The following is a 15916-nucleotide window of genomic DNA, read 5'->3' as shown; positions in this document are numbered from 1 at the left end:
TAGCTTCGAGCTGGTAGTCAAGTTTGACTAACGAGGGAGTCTCAGTGGCCGACGCGGCGATCACCGTCGAAGGGGCACGCAAGAAGTACGGCGGCAAAGCCGGCAGATACGCACTGGACGGGCTCGACCTCACGGTCGCGCGCGGCACGGTGCACGGAGTGCTCGGCCCGAACGGCGCGGGCAAGACAACCCTGGTCCGGATCCTGTCCACCCTGCTGCGGCCGGACAGCGGCCGGGTCGAGGTGGCCGGGCGCGATGTGGTGCGGCAGGCGTACGAGGTACGTCTGCGGATCGGTCTCCTCGGCCAGCACGCGGCCTTGGACGAGGAGTTGGGCGGCGACCAGAACCTGGAGATGTTCGGCCGCCTCTACCACCTGGGCGCCCGCCACGCGCGCGTGCGAGCCGGCGAGCTCCTGGAGCGCTTCGGACTCGCCGACACCGGCCGTAAGCCCGTGAAGCAGTACAGCGGAGGCATGCGGCGCCGGCTGGACCTGGCCGCCTCACTCATCACCGACCCGGAGGTGCTCTTCCTGGACGAACCCACCACCGGACTCGACCCGCGCGGTCGCGCCGAGGTCTGGTCCGCGGTCCGCTCCCTGGTCGGCGGCGGCACGACGGTCCTGCTCACCACCCAGTACCTGGAGGAGGCCGACCAACTCGCCGACCGCATCTCGGTCGTCGACGTCGGCCGTGTCATCGCGGACGGCACCGCCGACGAGCTGAAGGCCCTGACCGGCGGCGACCGCATCGACATCGTGCTGCGCGACGCCGGCCAACTGGGCGCGGCGGTGGCCCTGTTGCCCGTACCGAAGGACGCCGTCTCGGTCGACCCCGACCGCCGCCTGCTCAGCGCTCCCGTCACCGACCGGATGGCGGCGCTCTCCGGGGTCGTACGCGCCCTGGAGGAAGCCGGAATCGAGGCCGAGGACGTCGCGCTGCGCCGGCCGACACTGGACGAGGTGTTCCTGCACCTCACCGGGGACGACCGCCGAGTGAAGGAGCCCGCATGAGCACGACCACCTACGCCCTGACCGACTCCTGGACCATGACCCGCCGCGAACTCGCCCACTGGGCGCGGCAGCCCGTGCAGGTCGTGGTCAACCTGGTCTTCCCGGTGATGCTGCTGCTGATGTTCGGCTACCTCATCGGCGGCGGCCGGGGCGTCCAGGGCTCCTACATCGACTACCTCCTGCCCGGCATGCTCGCGCTCACCATGGCGTTCGGCCTCGAGGGCACGATGATCGCGGTCACCCAGGACCTCAACAAGGGCGTGATCGACCGCTTCCGGTCCATGCCGATGGCCAACGGCGCGGTTCTGGTGGGCCGTTCGGTGGCCGACATGCTCCAGTCGGCGCTCGCACTGCTCGTCCTCATGGGCGTCGGTTACGCGCTCGGCTGGCGCGCCGACGGCGGTCCGGGAGCCTTCCTGGGCGCCTTGGGCCTCCTGCTGCTCTTCCGCTTCGCCATGCTGTGGATCGGCATCCACCTGGCGCTGGTGGCCGGGAAGCCGGAGATGGTGCAGGCGGTGCAGATCCTGGTCTGGCCGATCGGCTTCCTGTCCAACGCGCTCGCCCTCTCCGAGACCATGCCCGGCTGGCTCGGCACGGTCGTCGAGTGGAACCCGATGTCCCACACGGCGACGGCCGTACGCGACCTGTTCGGCGGCACGGGCACGGAGCACGTGGTGGCGGCGATCGTATGGCCGTTGGTGCTCCTGGCGGTGTTCTTCCCGCTCGCGGTAAGGAGGTTCGCCCGCCTGAGCCGCTAGCCGCGCCCTGGGACAGGCCCTAGTGATGGAAGCCGGTGGCCGCACCCTTGTCCCGTGTCAGGGGGTGCGACTGCCGGCGCAGCTCCGGCAGTACCTGGCCCAGGTCCTCCACGAACAGCTCGGCGAGGTCCTCGGAGAAACCGTTGCGGCAGACGACCCTCAGGACGGACAGGTCCTCGCGGTTCGGCGGGAAGGTGTACGCCGGGACCAGCCAGCCCTTCTCGCGCAGCCGCCGGGAGACGTCGAAGACGTCGAACGCCTTCACCTCCGGCGCTGTCGTGAAGGCGAAGACGGGCAGCTGGTCGCCTCTCGTCAGCAGCCGGAAGTCGCCGAACTCCTCCACCGCCTCCGCGACCGTCCCGGCCACGTCCCGCGAGGCCTGCTGCACGGTCCGGTACCCCTCCCTGCCCAGCCGAAGGAACGAGTAGTACTGCGCCACCACCTGAGCGCCCGGCCGGGAGAAGTTCAGCGCGAAGGTCGGCATGTCGCCGCCCAGGTAGTTGACGCGGAACACGAGCTCCTCGGGCAGCGCCTCCCGGTCCCGCCACAGCGCCCAGCCGACCCCGGGGTAGACCAGCCCGTACTTGTGCCCCGAGGTGTTGATCGAGGCGACCCTGGGCAGCCGGAAGTCCCAGATCAGGTCCTCGTCCAGGAACGGCGCGACCATCGCGCCGGACGCGCCGTCGACATGCACCGGGACGTCGTGCCCGGTCCGCTCCTGGAGGGTGTCGAGGGCCGCGCACAGCTCCGCGATCGGCTCGTACGACCCGTCGAAGGTGGAGCCGAGGACCCCGACGACCCCGATGGTGTTCTCGTCGCACAGCTCGGCCGCCGCCTGCGGATCGAGATGGAACCGCTCGCCCTCCATGGGCACCAGCCGCGGTTCCACCTCCCAGAAGTTGCAGAACTTGTCCCAGCAGACCTGGACGTTGACGCCCATCACGAGATTGGGGCGCGCGCCGGGATACCGGTCGGCGTTGCGCCGCGCCCAGCGCCGCTTCAGCGCCATCCCGGCGAGCATGCACGCCTCGCTGGACCCGGTGGTGGAGCAGCCGACGGCCACCGCGGGATCGGGCGCGTTCCACAGGTCGGCGAGCATCGCCACACAGCGCCGCTCCAGCTCGGCGGTGCGCGGGTACTCGTCCTTGTCGATCATGTTCTTGTCCCGGCACTCACCCATCAGCACCCCGGCCTGCGGCTCCATCCAGGTGGTGACGAAGGTGGCCAGATTGAGCCGGGAGTTGCCGTCCAGCATCAGCTCGTCATGGACCAGCTGGTATGCCGTCGACGGCGGCAGGGGAGTGTCGGGCAGCCGGTGTCGGGGCGGCGCCTCGGTCATGCCGCCGGCCGGGTTCGCCTCGCCGTAGAAGGGGTTGACGGCGATCCTGCGCCCGTCGCCCTTGTGGTCAGGTGCTTCGCTGTCCCCACGATGCAGTGGCATGTATACGACGGTAGATCCGGGCCGCCGGGCTTGCACCTCACGCCGCGTGAGGACGCACCGTGGAGGGCGTACCGAGAAGGGAGCGGAAGTGAGCTACTCCGTGGGACAGGTCGCCGGCTTCGCCGGAGTGACGGTGCGCACCCTGCACCACTACGACGACATCGGCCTGCTCGTGCCCAGCGAGCGCAGCCACGCGGGCCACCGGCGCTACAGCGACGCCGACCTCGACCGGCTGCAGCAGATCCTGTTCTACCGCGAGCTCGGCTTCCCTCTGGAAGAGGTCGCCGCCCTGCTCGACGACCCGGAAGCGGACGCGCGCGCACATCTGCGCCGGCAGCACGAGCTGCTGACCGCCCGGATCGAGAAGCTGCAGAAGATGGCGGCGGCCGTGGAGCACGCCATGGAGGCACGCAAGATGGGGATCAATCTCACGCCGGAGGAGAAGTTCGAGGTGTTCGGGGACTTCGACCCGGACCAGTACGAGGAGGAGGTGCAGGAACGCTGGGGCAACACCGACGCCTATCGGCAGTCACAGCAGCGCGCCGCCTCGTACACCAAGGAGGACTGGCAGCGGATCCAGCGCGAGGCCGACGAACTCAGCCGTCGCTTCGTCGCGCTCATGGAGGCCGGTGAGCCGGCCGACTCCGAGGCGGCCATGGACGCCGCCGAGGAGCACCGCCAGGGGATCGCCCGCAACCACTACGACTGCGGGCACGAGATGCACGCCTGCCTCGGCGAGATGTACGTCTCCGACGAGCGGTTCACCCAGAACATCGACCAGGCCAAGCCGGGCCTCGCGGTCTACCTGAGGGACGCGATCGTCGCCAACGCCGCCCGGCACTCCTCCTAGGCTCCTGGCCCGGGATCCCGTACGGGTCACTCCCGGGCCAGGACCACCGCGGTCCCGTAGGCACACACCTCGGTGCCCACGTCGGCCGCCTCCGTCACGTCGAAGCGGAACGCCAGCACGCCGTTCGCGCCACGCGCGCGTGCCTGCTCGACGAGCCGCTCCATGGCCTGGTTACGGGTCTCCACGAGCGTCTTGGTGAGCCCTTTGAGCTCACCTCCGACGAGCGACTTCAGCCCGGCGCCGATCTGGCTGCCGACGTGCCGGGAGCGCACGGTCAGTCCGAAGACCTCGCCGATGACCGAGGTGACCCGGTAGCCGGGAATGTCGTTGGTGGTCACTACCAGAACGTCGGGCTGGGGTCCCTGCCCGCCGCCGTACTCTTCGATGCCCATGACTCACAGCTTTGTCCCAGCGGGGGCACAGTGCATCCTGAACGGGTCCATGGAACCTGGGCGTCCAGTGCAGCGTTGATAATTTGAGCAGTCAGCCCCGCCCCGCCCGCCCCTTCCCCGCAGGAGCCACAGTCACGTGACCACGCTTGCGCTCGGCCCCGAGTGGCTCAGCCCGGACTACCTGATCGAGACCTTCAGCCTTCCCGGCATCCTGCTGATCGTCTTCGCCGAGTCCGGCCTCTTCGCGTTCCTGCCGGGAGACTCTCTCCTGTTCACGGCGGGTCTCTTCGTGGCCGAGGGGAACTACATCACCCAGCCCCTGTGGCTGGTCTGCACGCTCATCGTGCTGGCCGCCGTCATCGGCGACCAGGTCGGCTACATGATCGGGAAGTTCTTCGGCCCGAAGCTCTTCAACCGACCCAACTCCAAGCTCTTCAAACAGGAGAACCTGGAGAAGGCGCACGAGTTCATGGAGAAGTACGGCCCGAAGGCGATCGTCCTCGCCCGCTTCGTGCCGATCGTGCGCACCTTCGCCCCCATCGTGGCGGGCGCCGGCCGTATGAAGTACGCCACGTTCCTCACGTACAACGTCATCGGCGGCATCGCCTGGGGCACCGGCGTCACCCTCGCGGGCTACTGGCTCGGCCAGATCGAGTTCATCAACAAGAACGTCGAGGCGATCCTCGTCCTGATCGTCTTCGTCTCCGTGGTGCCGATCATCATCGAGTACCTGCGCGAGCGCGCCAAGAAGAAGCGCGCGGCGGCCGAGGCCCCGGCCCCCGTCCAGCACCAGCACATGCCGATGGACGACGCGACGACCCAGCTCCGCCGCATCCCGTCCGACGACCAGCCCCAGCAGCAGCCGTACGGCGACCAGGGCGGGCAGCAGTACGGCAACCAGGGCCAGCAGCAGTACGGCGGCTACGACCAACAGCACGGCTATGACCAGCAGCACTACGGCCAGCAGCCCCAACAGCAGCAGCCGTACGCCCAGCAGTACCCGCAGGGTTACGGCCAGCAGCAGTCTTATGGCGGCCAGCAGAACCAGCAGTACCCGCCCAACCAGGGGTACTGACACGCCCTTCAGGGGCGCGGGGCTGTATCGATATGCGGCTCCGCCGCGTGGGCGCGATCAACCACAACGAACTCGCAGCCGCCGTCGGTCAGAAGCTCACGAGCCAGTAGGCACCCGGCGTTCAGAATCCCCGCGTCCTCTTGGCGGCCCGCCGCTTCTCAGGCGATCCGATCCGCAGGAACAACCGGGAGATCTCCGACCCGAGATTGACCCCAATAGCGATGGCCATGGCCAAAGAAGCCGCCGTGGCCAGCGAGACAAGCCCCGCATCCACCTTGTTCTGTGCGATCGACAACAGCCCGAAGTAGGTGGCCGATCCCGGCAGCAACGGCCCGATCGCCGCCGTCGTGTACGGCAACGCCGACGCGAACCGATACCGCGCCATCAGCTGCCCGAACAACCCCACCAACCCCGCCGCCACAGCCGTGGAGGCCACCGGCGAGAGGTCACCGGCGTAGTGCAGGGCGCCGTACACGACCCAGGCGACCCCTCCGTTGAGGGTCACGGCCAGCACGGTGTGCCGCTCCTGCTGCAACAGCACCGCGAAGGTCAACGACAACAGCATCGACGCCCCGATCTGCCACGACGGCCGATCGGAGATGTTCAGCGCCGCGTCCGGGTCGAGCTTGGCGCCGAGGTTGACCCCGAAGTACAGGATCACCAGCACCCCGACCACGATCCCGACGAAGAAGTACAGGACCTCCAGCAGCCGCGCGGACGCGGTGATGTAGAACCCCGTCAAGCCGTCCTGCACACCCGCCACCAGCGCCCGCCCGGGCAGCAGTGCGAACAGCCCACCGGTGATGACGGCCGACGCCTTCACGTCGACGTGCGCCAGCGTCAGCGCGATCCCTATCGCAGCAGGCGGCATCGCGGCCACCGTGAACTGGTAGAACTCCGGCAGCCCACGCCCCGCGCACAGCCACGCCAGCCGGTCGCCGAGCATCGCGCCCAGCATGGCCGCGACGAACACGATCACATCACCGCCGACCAGCACGGAGGCCGCCCCCGCGAGCAGCCCGCTCGCCCCGGTCAGCACCCAGGTCGGGTACGGGTGCCGGTTGCGGCGGATCTCCGCGAGCCGCCCGTAGGCCTCCTCCAGGGAGAGGTGGTGGCTCTCCGGGTCGCTGAGGTCGTCGACGAGCCGGTACACGGCGGCCAGGCGTGTGTAGTCGGTGCCGCGCCGCCGAACCGTACGCGCCGCCGACACCGGGTCGTCCACCAGAGACGGCTGGTACGAGATCGACAGCAGCGTGAAGGTGACGTTCGGCTCGCAGCGGTCCAGGCCGTAGGAACGGCAGACCGCGAACATCGCCGCCTCGACGTCCTCCGCGCCCTCACCGCCGGCCAGCAGCAGCTCGCCGATACGCAGGGTCAGGTCGAGCACGCGCGGGACGGCCGGGCCCTCTTCCTCCACCCTCGGCATCCGCTCCGGCGCGGGCCGCTCGGTCACCGGCATCCGCAGCATCGTGCGCATCCGGTCCTGCCAGGGCAGGTCCTTGGTCAGGCTGACCATCGGTATGCCGCCCGGCGGAGTGAACGCGGGCGGGGCGTCCTCGACGCTGTAGGCGCTCGGTGTGCTGAACGCCGATCCCTCGGACTCCGGGGCGGGCGGATGCAGTGCGTCCAGCCCCTTGGGGAGGGCGAACTCGGAGGTGGTCTCCGACTCGCTTTCCCCCACCTCGACGCCGGCGGGCGGCATGAAGGCCATCCTCGCCTCGTCCGACTGCGGCTTGCGATCCTCCGCGTCCGTCACCTGCGTAGCACTCCCTGTACGACACCTCCTGCCGCCCTCAGTATGCGCACAGACACACGAACGGGCTGCACGCGCACGCGTACAGCCCGTTCACATGGCTCGAAGCAGCTGGTGCCTCAGTGGCCGCCCTGGTCCTTGAAGCGCTTGTAGGACCGCTCGATCTCGGCCTCGGCCTCGGTGCGGCCCACCCAGTCGGCGCCCTCTACGGACTTGCCGGGCTCCAGGTCCTTGTAGACCTCGAAGAAGTGCTGGATCTCCAGGCGGTCGAACTCGGAGACGTGGTGGATGTCACGCAGGTGCTCCTGGCGCGGGTCCGTCGCCGGCACGCACAGCAGCTTGTCGTCGCCGCCGGCCTCGTCCGTCATACGGAACATGCCGATCGCACGGCACTTGATGAGGCAGCCCGGGAAGGTCGGCTCGTCCAGGATGACCAGCGCGTCCAGCGGGTCGCCGTCCTCGCCGAGGGTGTTCTCGACGAAGCCGTAGTCGGTCGGGTAGGCGGTCGAGGTGAAGAGGCGACGGTCCAGGCGGATCCGACCGGTCTCGTGGTCCACCTCGTACTTGTTCCGCGAACCCTTCGGAATCTCGATCGTGACGTCGAACTCCACCGGTGGCTCCTCCATGATCAGCACATAGTTCTGGTGGTTAAGTGTCCCTCACGCAGGTGTGTGATCGCGAAAGGGGCTGGTGGTCGTGCCAGAGCTGAGGCCTTGGCGAGCCGCGAGACCGCATTTGAGGCGGTTCGCGGGCGCCGTACGACCGCGTCTGGCACGGGCCGCGGAGGCCGTACGCCCCCGTCTCACGCGCGCTGCGACGGCCGCGAAACCGCGGGTCGCACAGCTCGCACGAGCCGCCTCTCCGCAGGCCGCGCGGATCACAAGGCCGAAGACCTGGCAGTACACCGCGGGCGCCGCCACCGCCGGACTGGCGCTGGCCGTCGGCGTGGTGACCGCCGTCGGCCCCTGGGACTCCACCGGTCAGCGTACGGCCGAGCGGGACCGGGCGGCCGCCCAGGAGCGCACGGGTGGCACAGATCACGGCCGTAATACCGATACGTCCGATTCGCCGACCGAGGCGCCTCTTCCCGCCCCCAGCGCGGCCTCCGTCCTCACCGGCCTCGGCGGCGGCACCAGCACCGTCAAGTCGGCCCCGAACGGCAAGGCCCTCGCCGGCGTCCTGGGCCCGCTCCTGGGCGCCCCGGAGCTCGGCAAGCGCAGCGCGGCGGTCGTGGACGTGGCCACCGGCAAGCGCCTCCACGGCGACGGAGCCTCCGTGCCCCTCACCCCGGCCTCGACGACGAAGATCGCCACTGCCGCGGCCGCCCTCGCCGCCCTCGGCCCCGACCACCGCCTCGTCACCCGCACCGCCCTGGAACCCGACACGAAGGAACTGGTCCTGGTCGGCGGCGGCGACCCCACGCTGACGGCCCGCAAGGAGGCCGACGGCTGGGCGAGTCTGCGTGAGCTGGCCGCCAAGACGGCCGAGGCGCTGGAGAAGCACGACCTGCGCGAGGTCACCCTCTCGTACGACACGACCCTCTACCCGGGCCCCGACCTGCACCCCATCGGGGTGAACGGCAACCTCGCCCGGGTCACCGCCCTGATGGCCGACGAGGCCCGCACCGACGACTCCCTCAGCGGCCCGGTGACCCGGGTCGCGGACCCGGCGAAGGACGCTGCGACCAAGTTCGCGTCCTTCCTCGCGGACCAGGGCATCAAGACCACGTCCCCCGGCCCTTCCAAGGCCACCAACCGCGCCGAGTCGCTCGCCGAGGTCTCCTCGCCCCCGCTCTCCGCCCTGGTCGAGCGCATGCTCACCAACAGCGACAACGACATCGCCGAGCACCTCGCCCGCCAGACGGCCGTGGCCAGCGGCGAACGCGCCGACTTCGACGGCGCCGACCAGGCGATCCGGGCCCAGCTGCGCAAGCTCGGACTCCCCGTGGCCGGCGCCGCCTTCAAGGACGGCAGCGGCCTCAACCGCGACGACAGACTGACCGCCGACCTCCTCACGGCCCTCCTGGCCAAGGCCGCCGACCCGGCCCACCCGGAACTGCGCGCCACCCTCACCGGCCTCCCCGTAGCAGGCTTCACCGGCACCCTGAGCAGCCGCTACACGGACGGCGCGGCAGGCATCGTACGAGCCAAGACAGGCACCCTGACCGGCGTGAACACCCTGGCCGGCACGGTGGTTGACCAGGACGGCCGCCTCCTGGCCTTCGCTTTCCTGGCCACCGGCACGACGGACGCGGGAGCGGCCCAGTCGGCCCTGGACAGGACGGCCACGGCATTGGCGTCCTGTGGCTGCGGCTGACCTCAACGACCGGCACCCCCGAGCAACCGAGCCAACCCCGCACGGCCTGCCCCAAGTGGGAACGCTCACGTACGGTTGACACATGACGAGCATCGGTGGTGCCGAGATGGTCGACTGGAATCTCGCGGTGGCGACCGCGACCCGGCTCGTACGGCCGGGCCCGGAGGTGAGCCGTGACGAGGCCAGGGCCGTCGTCGCCGAGCTGCGCCGACACGCCAAGGCCTCGGAGGAACACGTCCGGGGCTTCACTCGTATGGGCACGGACGACATCCACGACACCCCCGTCCTCGTCGTCGACCGCCCCGGCTGGGTGCGGGCGAACGTCGCCGGGTTCCGCGAAATCCTCAAGCCCCTGCTCGACAAGATGCAGGAGCGCCGCGGCGGCAGCCCCGGCGGCGCGATGCTCGGTGCCGTCGGCGGCAAGGTCACCGGTGTGGAACTGGGGATGCTGCTGTCCTTCCTGGCCTCCCGCGTCCTCGGCCAGTACGAGACCTTCGCCCCCGCCACCCGCGAACTCCCGGCGGGCGAGAACGGCGGCGGGCGCCTCCTCCTCGTCGCCCCGAACATCGTGCACGTGGAGCGCGAACTCGACGTACACCCCCATGACTTCCGCCTGTGGGTGTGCCTGCACGAGGAGACGCACCGCACGCAGTTCAGCGCGGTGCCGTGGCTGCGGGACCATCTGGAGGGCGAAATCCAGTCGTTCTTGGGGGAGACCGACGTCGACCCCATGACCGTCCTCGAACGCATCCGCGAGGCCGCGCAGTCGCTCGCGGGCGGCCGGCCCGAGGCCGAGGAGGACGACGGCGGGCGGTCCTTCGTGGAACTGGTGCAGACCCCGGCCCAGCGGGAGATCCTCGGCCGCGTCACCGCCGTGATGTCGCTCCTGGAGGGCCACGCCGACTTCGTGATGGACGGGGTCGGTCCCCAGGTCGTGCCGTCCGTCGCGGAGATCCGCGAGAAGTTCCAGCAACGGCGCGCCAAGGGTGCCTCCAGGCTCGACATGGCCCTGCGCAAACTGCTGGGCCTGGACGCCAAACTCAGGCAGTACCGTGACGGCGAACGCTTCGTACGCGCCGTCGTGGACCAGGTCGGCATGGACGGCTTCAACCGCGTGTGGACGTCCCCGAACACCCTCCCCACCAAGGCGGAGATCGCCAAACCGGCGGACTGGGTCGCGCGGGTGCATCGCAAGGCGGAGTCGTGAATCACGCGCCGAGTCGCACATCTCATACGACAGTCGTGAACCGAATCCGGCCGACGGCAGTCGAACGCCCCTCCAATCACCCGTCCGAGGGACCGTGAGCCATGGGTAGGCGTGCAATGCTCGGGGAACGGCCCGGTTCTGTCACCATCTACACACTCTGAGTGACCGACCCCGGGCTCACCCCCCGACAATTTCATGAAGGGAACCGGACATGGGTCCCCATCCTGCGGTCGCGGCGATACGTTTGGCGGTCCGCCGCGTCCTCCACGACATCCTCACCGAACACAGCCGCACATCCGACGTGCCCGCGCCCGGCGGCCCGCGCGCGACCTCCCCCGAGACGCCGCCCGCGACACCGCCGACGGCGCTTTCCGTGCTGTCCGCCGCCACCACGTTCGCCACGGTCGCGTTCGGCCCCACGAGCTCCGCCGCCGCCCACGGCACGGCGCGTGAGCCGTCGTACGAACCCCCCGGCGTATTCCCGCAGGAACCCCCGCGCGCCCTCTCGCACGAGCGATCCCCCTCTCCGCTCGTGCTCGTGGCGTGCTCCGGCGGCGCCGACTCCATGGCCCTCGCCTCCGCACTCGCCTTCGAGGCCCCCAAACTCGGCATCCGCGCCGGCGGCATCACCGTCGACCACGGTCTGCAGCCCGGCTCCGACCTGCGCGCCGAGGAGGTCGCCCTGCGGCTGCGCGAACTCGGCCTCGACCCCGTCGAGTCCATCGCCGTGACCGTCGGCCGCGCAGGCGGACCCGAGGCCGCCGCCCGCGACGCCCGCTACGCCGCCCTCGACGCCGCGGCCCTACGCCACGGCGCCTTCGCCGTCCTGCTCGGCCACACCCGCGACGACCAGGCCGAAACCGTCCTGCTCGGCCTCGCCCGCGGCTCCGGCATCCGCTCCCTGTCCGGAATGGCCGCGGTCTCGGGGGCCAACGGCCGTTACCGGCGCCCCTTCCTCCACATCGACCGGCAGACCGCCCGCAAAGCCTGCATGGTCCAGTCCCTCCCGGTCTGGGACGACCCCCACAACTCCGATCCCGCGTACACCAGGTCGCGGCTGCGCCAGGAAGGCCTGCCCGCCCTGGAGAAGGCGCTCGGCAAGGGCGTCGTCGAGGCCCTCGCCCGTACGGCCCAGCTCTCCCGCGACGACGCAGACGCCCTCGACGCCTGGGCCCGCCAGGCCGAGGCCGCCGTACGCGACTCGGCCGGCCTCCTGGAGTGCGCGAAGCTCTACGCGCTGCCGCCCGCCGTACGCCGCCGGATCCTGCGCCGCGCCGCCATCGAGGCCGGGGCGCCGGCCGGCGCGCTGTTCGCCCGCCACATCGAGGAAGTCGACCGCCTGATCACCGGCTGGCGCGGCCAAGGAGCCATCAATCTCCCCGGCAAAGTCGTGGCCCAGCGCCAGGGTGGCAGACTGGTGATTCGGCAAGGCTGAAACCGGACCCTCCCACCGGCCCCCTCCAAGGGGTCGCCACGAGCGGCCCGGACCGGCCGGTGGGACGACCGAAAGTGATGCGGGTGGACGCGAAAGACATGGGCACCGACCTCAAAGAGGTGCTCATCACCAAGGAAGAGATCGACGCCAAGCTGGCTGAGCTGGCGGCGAAGATCGACACGGAGTACGAGGGCAAGGACCTGCTCATCGTCGGCGTCCTCAAGGGCGCGGTGATGGTCATGGCCGACCTCGCCCGGGCGCTGTCCACCCCCGTCACCATGGACTGGATGGCCGTGTCGTCGTACGGCGCCGGCACCCAGTCCTCCGGTGTCGTGCGGATCCTCAAGGACCTCGACACCGACATCAAGGGCAAGCACGTCCTCATCGTCGAGGACATCATCGACTCCGGCCTGACCCTGTCGTGGCTGATCAACAACCTCGGCTCCCGCGAGCCCGAGTCGCTGAAGATCTGCACCCTGCTGCGCAAGCCGGACGCCGCCAAGGTCGCCATCGACGTGGAGTGGGTCGGCTTCGACATCCCCAACGAGTTCGTCGTCGGCTACGGCCTCGACTACGCCGAGAAGTACCGCAACCTCCCGTTCGTCGGTACGCTCGCGCCCCACGTCTACGGCGGCTGAGCCCGACGGTCCGGCGACTCGGACCCGAAGGGCCCAACCCCCGTACGAAGATCGGGAACCCCGGAGGGCCTCGCCGCGTTGGAGCATGCAGACGGGCTTGGCGGCCCGCCCGTGCGGCTACGGGCGTCAAAGCTGGGGTACCGTCAGAAGAACTGTCTTATCAAACTCACTATGGCAGGAGGGACGGGGCGACACCGCTCCGTATGGATGGACGTGAAGCGATACTTCCGTGGGCCGGTCATGTGGATCGTGCTGGCCGTCCTTGCCGTGGTCGTGTTGATGCAGGTCGTCGGCTCGTCCGGCGGCTACAAGACGGTGGACACCGGCCAGGTCATTCAGGCGATCAATGAGAACAAGGTCGAGTCGGTCAAGCTGACCACCGGCGACGAACAGATCGTCAAGGCCCAGCTCAAGGACGGCGAAAAGGTCGAGGGCGCCACCAAGATCCAGGCGTCGTACATCGGCGACCAAGGCGTGGACATCGCCAACACGCTGCAGAACAAGTACCAGCAGAAGCAGATCCCCGACGGCTACACGGTCTCGCCGTCCAAGCAGAACCCGTTCGTCGGCATCCTGCTCTCCCTGCTGCCCTTCGTCCTCATCGTCGTCGTGTTCCTGTTCCTGATGAATCAGATGCAGGGCGGCGGCTCCCGGGTCATGAACTTCGGCAAGTCCAAGGCGAAGCTCATCACCAAGGACACCCCGAAGACGACGTTCTCGGACGTCGCCGGCTCGGACGAAGCCGTCGAAGAACTCCACGAGATCAAGGAGTTCCTCCAGGAACCGGCGAAGTTCCAGGCCGTCGGCGCCAAGATCCCCAAGGGCGTCCTGCTCTACGGGCCTCCTGGTACCGGTAAGACGCTCCTCGCGCGCGCCGTCGCCGGCGAAGCGGGCGTCCCCTTCTACTCGATCTCCGGTTCCGACTTCGTCGAGATGTTCGTCGGTGTCGGTGCCTCCCGAGTCCGCGACCTCTTCGAGCAGGCCAAGGCGAACGCCCCGGCGATCGTCTTCGTCGACGAGATCGACGCGGTCGGCCGCCACCGCGGCGCCGGCCTCGGCGGCGGTCACGATGAGCGCGAGCAGACCCTGAACCAGCTGCTCGTCGAGATGGACGGCTTCGACGTCAAGGGCGGCGTGATCCTCATCGCCGCGACGAACCGGCCCGACATCCTCGACCCGGCCCTCCTGCGCCCCGGCCGCTTCGACCGCCAGATCGCGGTCGACCGCCCGGACATGCAGGGCCGTCTGGAGATCCTCAAGGTCCACCAGAAGGGCAAGCCGGTCGCCCCGGACGTCGACCTCTCGGCGGTCGCCCGCCGTACGCCCGGCTTCACGGGCGCGGACCTGAGCAACGTCCTCAACGAGGCCGCGCTGCTCACGGCCCGCTCGGACAAGAAGCTGATCGACAACCAGATGCTGGACGAGGCCATCGACCGCGTCGTGGCGGGCCCGCAGAAGCGGACCCGGATCATGTCGGACAAGGAAAAGAAGATCACCGCGTACCACGAGGGCGGACACGCCCTGGTCGCGGCGGCCTCCCCGAACTCCGACCCGGTCCACAAGATCACGATCCTGTCGAGAGGCCGAGCCCTCGGCTACACGATGGTGCTCCCGGACGAGGACAAGTACTCGACCACCCGCAACGAGATGCTGGACCAGCTGGCCTACATGCTGGGCGGCCGAGCGGCCGAGGAACTCGTCTTCCACGACCCGACCACGGGCGCGGCGAACGACATCGAGAAGGCCACGGCAACGGCCCGCGCGATGGTCACGCAGTACGGCATGACCGAGCGGCTCGGCGCCATCAAGTTCGGCGGCGACAACACCGAGCCGTTCCTCGGACGTGAGATGGCTCACCAGCGCGATTACTCGGAAGAGGTCGCCGCGCTGGTGGACGAGGAAGTCAAGAAGCTCATCGAGAACGCGCACAACGAGGCCTGGGAGATCCTGGTCGAGAACCGCGACGTGCTCGACAACCTCGTCCTGGCCCTCCTGGAGAAGGAGACGCTCGGCAAGGAGGAGATCGCCGAGGTCTTCGCCACGATCGTCAAGCGCCCGCCGCGGCCCGCCTGGACCGGGTCCTCCCGCCGTACGCCGTCCACCCGTCCGCCGGTGCTCTCCCCGAAGGAGCTCGCACTGACGAACGGCGCCAACGGCGCGACGCCGGCGATCAGCACGGCCAAGTCGACGGTGGCGGAGCCCACCCCGGCGGCCGAGCCCGCTCCCGAGGAGCGCCCGGAGAGCTGACACCCCGGCCCCCGGTGGACCCCACCGGGCCCGGAATGGATGCCGCGCCCCCCAGGTTTTAGCCTGGGGGGCGCGGCATTTTCGGATGCCCGCAGTTCAGACGCGTGACCCACACGCGCCACCCGCGAAGGAACGAGGCACCACATGACCGACCCCGTGACGCTGGACGGCGAGGGCAGCATCGGCGAATTCGACGAGAAGCGCGCCGAGAACGCCGTACGCGAACTGCTGATCGCGGTCGGAGAGGACCCGGACCGCGAGGGGCTCAAGGAGACGCCGGGGAGGGTGGCGCGGGCGTACAAGGAGATCTTCGCGGGGCTGTGGCAGAAGCCTGAAGACGTGCTGACCACGACGTTCGACATCGGGCACGACGAGATGGTGCTGGTGAAGGACATTGAGGTGTACAGCACATGTGAGCATCATCTGGTGCCGTTCCGCGGTGTCGCCCACGTCGGCTACATCCCTGCCACGTCGGGCAAGATCACCGGGCTCTCCAAGCTGGCCCGGCTGGTGGACGTCTTCGCCCGCCGGCCGCAGGTGCAGGAACGTCTCACTACGCAGATCGCGGACTCCCTGATGGAGATCCTGGAGCCGCGCGGCGTGATCGTCGTCGTGGAGTGCGAGCACATGTGCATGTCGATGCGGGGCATTCGCAAGCCCGGCGCGATGACCATAACGTCGGCGGTGCGCGGTCAGCTGCGGGACGCGGCGACGCGCAACGAGGCGATGAGCCTCATCATGGCCCGCTGATACCCGGTGTGCTGATTCCCGGATCTGCGATGCGCTGATTCCCG

At 69.5% G+C, this 15916-nt stretch carries 13 protein-coding genes and 2 pseudogenes; 11 read left to right on the top strand and 4 right to left on the bottom strand.

Annotation, left to right across the window (positions count from 1 at the left end):
• Positions 1-44: 44 nt before the first annotated feature.
• Positions 45-1010, top strand: a complete 966-nt coding sequence (locus BLU79_RS27270) for an ATP-binding cassette domain-containing protein (RefSeq protein ID WP_177001192.1) — start codon at positions 45-47, stop codon at positions 1008-1010.
• The gene (locus BLU79_RS27265) at positions 1007-1768 is read left to right on the top strand and encodes an ABC transporter permease (protein ID WP_093908570.1); all 762 of its coding nucleotides are present in this window, start codon (positions 1007-1009) and stop codon (positions 1766-1768) included. The genes BLU79_RS27270 and BLU79_RS27265 overlap by 4 nt, the downstream gene beginning before the upstream one ends.
• Positions 1769-1787: 19 nt before the next feature.
• Here BLU79_RS27265 and BLU79_RS27260 read toward each other — a convergent pair whose 3' ends face one another.
• Positions 1788-3209, bottom strand: coding sequence for a glutamate decarboxylase (locus BLU79_RS27260; protein WP_093908569.1), 1422 nt, complete (start codon positions 3207-3209; stop codon positions 1788-1790).
• An 88-nt stretch (positions 3210-3297) separates the two neighbouring features.
• Between BLU79_RS27260 and BLU79_RS27255 the strand changes: the two genes are divergently transcribed.
• Positions 3298-4059 carry a MerR family transcriptional regulator gene (locus BLU79_RS27255; protein ID WP_093908568.1) on the top strand — a complete coding sequence of 254 codons (762 nt, stop codon included), beginning with the start codon at positions 3298-3300 and terminating at the stop codon, positions 4057-4059.
• Between the two features lie 26 nt (positions 4060-4085).
• Here BLU79_RS27255 and BLU79_RS27250 read toward each other — a convergent pair whose 3' ends face one another.
• Positions 4086-4451 carry a YbjQ family protein gene (locus BLU79_RS27250; RefSeq protein WP_093908567.1) on the bottom strand — a complete coding sequence of 122 codons (366 nt, stop codon included), beginning with the start codon at positions 4449-4451 and terminating at the stop codon, positions 4086-4088.
• Positions 4452-4587: 136 nt separating this feature from the next.
• Between BLU79_RS27250 and BLU79_RS27245 the strand changes: the two genes are divergently transcribed.
• Positions 4588-5526 carry a DedA family protein gene (locus BLU79_RS27245; protein WP_093908566.1) on the top strand — a complete coding sequence of 313 codons (939 nt, stop codon included), beginning with the start codon at positions 4588-4590 and terminating at the stop codon, positions 5524-5526.
• Positions 5527-5647: 121 nt separating this feature from the next.
• Here BLU79_RS27245 and BLU79_RS27240 read toward each other — a convergent pair whose 3' ends face one another.
• A complete protein-coding gene (locus tag BLU79_RS27240) occupies positions 5648-7282 on the bottom strand; it encodes a threonine/serine exporter family protein (protein ID WP_093908565.1) in 1635 nt (544 codons plus the stop codon).
• A gap of 116 nt (positions 7283-7398) precedes the next feature.
• Entirely contained in the window at positions 7399-7890 is a 492-nt protein-coding gene (locus BLU79_RS27235; RefSeq protein ID WP_015658794.1) for an inorganic diphosphatase, read from the bottom strand.
• 79 nt (positions 7891-7969) lie between these two features.
• Between BLU79_RS27235 and dacB the strand changes: the two genes are divergently transcribed.
• The 7 genes and pseudogenes from dacB (at position 7970) to folE (ending at position 15872) form a co-directional block, all read left to right on the top strand.
• On the top strand, positions 7970-9595 hold the full coding sequence (dacB, locus tag BLU79_RS27230) for a D-alanyl-D-alanine carboxypeptidase/D-alanyl-D-alanine endopeptidase (RefSeq protein WP_177001191.1): 1626 nt from the start codon (positions 7970-7972) through the stop codon (positions 9593-9595).
• Positions 9596-9677: 82 nt separating this feature from the next.
• Positions 9678-10802 (top strand): zinc-dependent metalloprotease, encoded by a 1125-nt coding sequence (locus BLU79_RS27225; RefSeq protein WP_093908563.1) that lies wholly within the window; start codon positions 9678-9680, stop codon positions 10800-10802.
• A gap of 211 nt (positions 10803-11013) precedes the next feature.
• Positions 11014-11160, top strand: a pseudogene (locus BLU79_RS50080) (tRNA lysidine(34) synthetase TilS); the annotation flags it as partial.
• A gap of 162 nt (positions 11161-11322) precedes the next feature.
• Positions 11323-12237: pseudogene (gene tilS / locus BLU79_RS27220) on the top strand (tRNA lysidine(34) synthetase TilS); the annotation flags it as partial.
• A gap of 77 nt (positions 12238-12314) precedes the next feature.
• Positions 12315-12875, top strand: a complete 561-nt coding sequence (gene hpt, locus BLU79_RS27215; protein WP_093908561.1) for a hypoxanthine phosphoribosyltransferase — start codon at positions 12315-12317, stop codon at positions 12873-12875.
• A 207-nt stretch (positions 12876-13082) separates the two neighbouring features.
• On the top strand, positions 13083-15122 hold the full coding sequence (gene ftsH, locus BLU79_RS27210; RefSeq protein WP_093908560.1) for an ATP-dependent zinc metalloprotease FtsH: 2040 nt from the start codon (positions 13083-13085) through the stop codon (positions 15120-15122).
• A gap of 144 nt (positions 15123-15266) precedes the next feature.
• Entirely contained in the window at positions 15267-15872 is a 606-nt protein-coding gene (gene folE / locus BLU79_RS27205; protein WP_093908559.1) for a GTP cyclohydrolase I FolE, read from the top strand.
• The last annotated feature ends 44 nt before the right edge of the window (positions 15873-15916 follow it).

It is taken from the genome of Streptomyces sp. cf386 (assembly GCF_900103585.1).
In the GTDB taxonomy this organism is placed as follows: Bacteria; Actinomycetota; Actinomycetes; order Streptomycetales; family Streptomycetaceae; genus Streptomyces.
The sequence above is the reverse complement of the archived record's forward strand: the minus strand, read 5'-3'. Positions and strand labels throughout refer to the sequence as shown.

What these genes read in the sequence shown, in the direction of transcription:
- BLU79_RS27265 (WP_093908570.1), top strand. Translation starts at nt 1,007, where the DNA reads ATGAGCACGACCACCTACGCCCTGACCGACTCCTGGACCATGACCCGC.
- BLU79_RS27260 (WP_093908569.1), bottom strand. Translation starts at nt 3,209, where the DNA reads ATGCCACTGCATCGTGGGGACAGCGAAGCACCTGACCACAAGGGCGAC.
- BLU79_RS27250 (WP_093908567.1), bottom strand. Translation starts at nt 4,451, where the DNA reads ATGGGCATCGAAGAGTACGGCGGCGGGCAGGGACCCCAGCCCGACGTT.
- BLU79_RS27225 (WP_093908563.1), top strand. Translation starts at nt 9,678, where the DNA reads ATGACGAGCATCGGTGGTGCCGAGATGGTCGACTGGAATCTCGCGGTG.
- hpt (WP_093908561.1), top strand. Translation starts at nt 12,315, where the DNA reads ATGCGGGTGGACGCGAAAGACATGGGCACCGACCTCAAAGAGGTGCTC.
- ftsH (WP_093908560.1), top strand. Translation starts at nt 13,083, where the DNA reads ATGGACGTGAAGCGATACTTCCGTGGGCCGGTCATGTGGATCGTGCTG.
- folE (WP_093908559.1), top strand. Translation starts at nt 15,267, where the DNA reads ATGACCGACCCCGTGACGCTGGACGGCGAGGGCAGCATCGGCGAATTC.